This is a genomic window from Sphaerospermopsis reniformis (genome assembly GCF_005402885.1).
GTDB lineage: Bacteria > Cyanobacteriota > Cyanobacteriia > Cyanobacteriales > Nostocaceae > Sphaerospermopsis > Sphaerospermopsis kisseleviana.
Map to the genome: position 1 here is coordinate 1 of NZ_BJCE01000467.1, position 1,608 is coordinate 1,608.

The 1,608-nt window shown below is 40.2% G+C and carries 3 protein-coding genes; all 3 read right to left on the minus strand.

Annotated features, from left to right (window positions below; genetic code table 11):
• Positions 1-140: 140 nt before the first annotated feature.
• The 3 genes from rpsN to FFR48_RS27765 all read right to left on the minus strand — a co-directional run bounded on the left by rpsN (position 141) and on the right by FFR48_RS27765 (position 1,455).
• Complete coding sequence (rpsN, locus tag FFR48_RS27755) at positions 141-443, minus strand: 30S ribosomal protein S14 (protein WP_096570571.1); 303 nt, start codon at positions 441-443, stop codon at positions 141-143.
• Positions 444-729: 286 nt separating this feature from the next.
• Positions 730-1,212 carry a PIN domain-containing protein gene (locus tag FFR48_RS27760; RefSeq protein WP_137669563.1) on the minus strand — a complete coding sequence of 161 codons (483 nt, stop codon included), beginning with the start codon at positions 1,210-1,212 and terminating at the stop codon, positions 730-732.
• 75 nt (positions 1,213-1,287) lie between these two features.
• A complete protein-coding gene (locus FFR48_RS27765) occupies positions 1,288-1,455 on the minus strand; it encodes a UPF0175 family protein (RefSeq protein WP_236104224.1) in 168 nt (55 codons plus the stop codon).
• Positions 1,456-1,608 lie beyond the last annotated feature (153 nt).

Below are 1,608 nucleotides of genomic sequence, written 5' to 3' on the forward strand. Positions count from 1 at the left end.
AATTGATCGTTTTTGTGGACAATGACAGGTGATTGGGGACTGGGGACTGGGGACTGGGGACTGGGGACTGGGTTATAATTTTTCCTGCTTCCCCTGCTTACTGTCACCTATTCCCTATTCCCTATTCCCTGGGTTAATGACTACCAGCTAGACTTGACAACCCCAGGTAATAAACCTTGGTGCGCCCATTCCCGCAGAACGTTCCGAGATAGTCCAAAATCACGGTAAACTCCTCTGGGGCGACCTGTTAACCAGCAACGGTTTTGACGGCGGCTAGGTGCGCTGTTACGGGGTAGTTGTTGAATTTGGCGGTGAATTTCTAACTTATCTAGGGGAGATTCTGCTGATCTGAACTCTTCTAGCAGGGCTTCCCGTTTTGCAGCGTATTTTTCCACCATTTTAGCGCGTTTCTTCTCGCGCTCAATCATGCTCTTTTTAGCCATAAAATATCTAATCTATTAAAAGGCAGCGTTTTCTATTCTACACTCTCTGGGTCTGGAACGTCTCTATCAAAGCAAAAAAATCCGTCGTTTGCTAATTATCATTTTTTTGGTGTTTTTCCGCAATAGAGGTAGTAAATCTTCTTGACACGGACCGAAAACCCTGTTACGCTAATCTCGACGAGGAAGAACTATCTTGTGTGCATAAACAGGTTGTGTCAAGTTTTGTCAAATCATGAAATTAACAATAACTTCATCTTCAACTTTATTTTCTGAGCTTGTGCGATCACTATTCTCCTGCAATTGATAAAATTTCTACACACAACTGTTTACGAATCCAGAAGCCATTAGCAGTCAAATCATCTAATATCGGTTTTACTAGCGGAATAATCCCTTTTTGTTTAGCAGCTAGTACAATACCTAATAGTCCAGTAACCTGCAATCGGGACTTGATAGCCTCATTTCTGCCTTTTCGCTCATCAATAATTAGTCTATCAGCATTTAACTCTACAGTAAGAGCGATCGCTTCTGCTTCTCCAGGATCTAAAATTTTTTGTAGGGTGTCAACTAAATCAACGTTGGTAACAGATATAACTTGAATCCAATCAACAGTTTGCAGTGCTAGTGTACCTGGATCTGTACAACCACAAGCAACAATTTCCTGATAGACTCTTGGGGGAATAAAAAGATTACCATATAGTTGCTGCAACAAAGTTAACTGACCAATTGCAGCTAAGTTACTGATAGGAGATGTATTACTAACAATCATCATAGCCAATTGTTAGCTTCCAAACTCTTGACATCCTCTCTCAGTTCAGCAATATCATAATGAAGAGGAATTTTGCGACTAGTTAAGCAATCGCTGAAACTCAAGCTGATTCATACCGACAAAATTACTCGCTTGTCCTAAAGTAAACCGTTCTTGTGTAAACAGCAAGATAGCTATTTCCTGAATTAATTCCTTGTCAGACATTTGAATTGTCTGCAAGACATCATCTGTAATCACCACACTCATCTTTTTACCTCTTCAACTTCTTGAAGTTAAGCTGTTGTGCAGCTAGATTGTATAATAGGGAATTAAGTAACTAAGCGATCGCTTCTGAATTATGCCAGCAAAAAACCATCTGTCTCAAGAACAGAGAGAAAAGCTGTTAAAACACCTAAAAGA

What these genes read in the sequence shown, in the direction of transcription:
- FFR48_RS27760 (WP_137669563.1), bottom strand. Translation starts at nt 1,212, where the DNA reads ATGATGATTGTTAGTAATACATCTCCTATCAGTAACTTAGCTGCAATT.
- rpsN (WP_096570571.1), bottom strand. Translation starts at nt 443, where the DNA reads ATGGCTAAAAAGAGCATGATTGAGCGCGAGAAGAAACGCGCTAAAATG.
- FFR48_RS27765 (WP_236104224.1), bottom strand. Translation starts at nt 1,455, where the DNA reads ATGAGTGTGGTGATTACAGATGATGTCTTGCAGACAATTCAAATGTCT.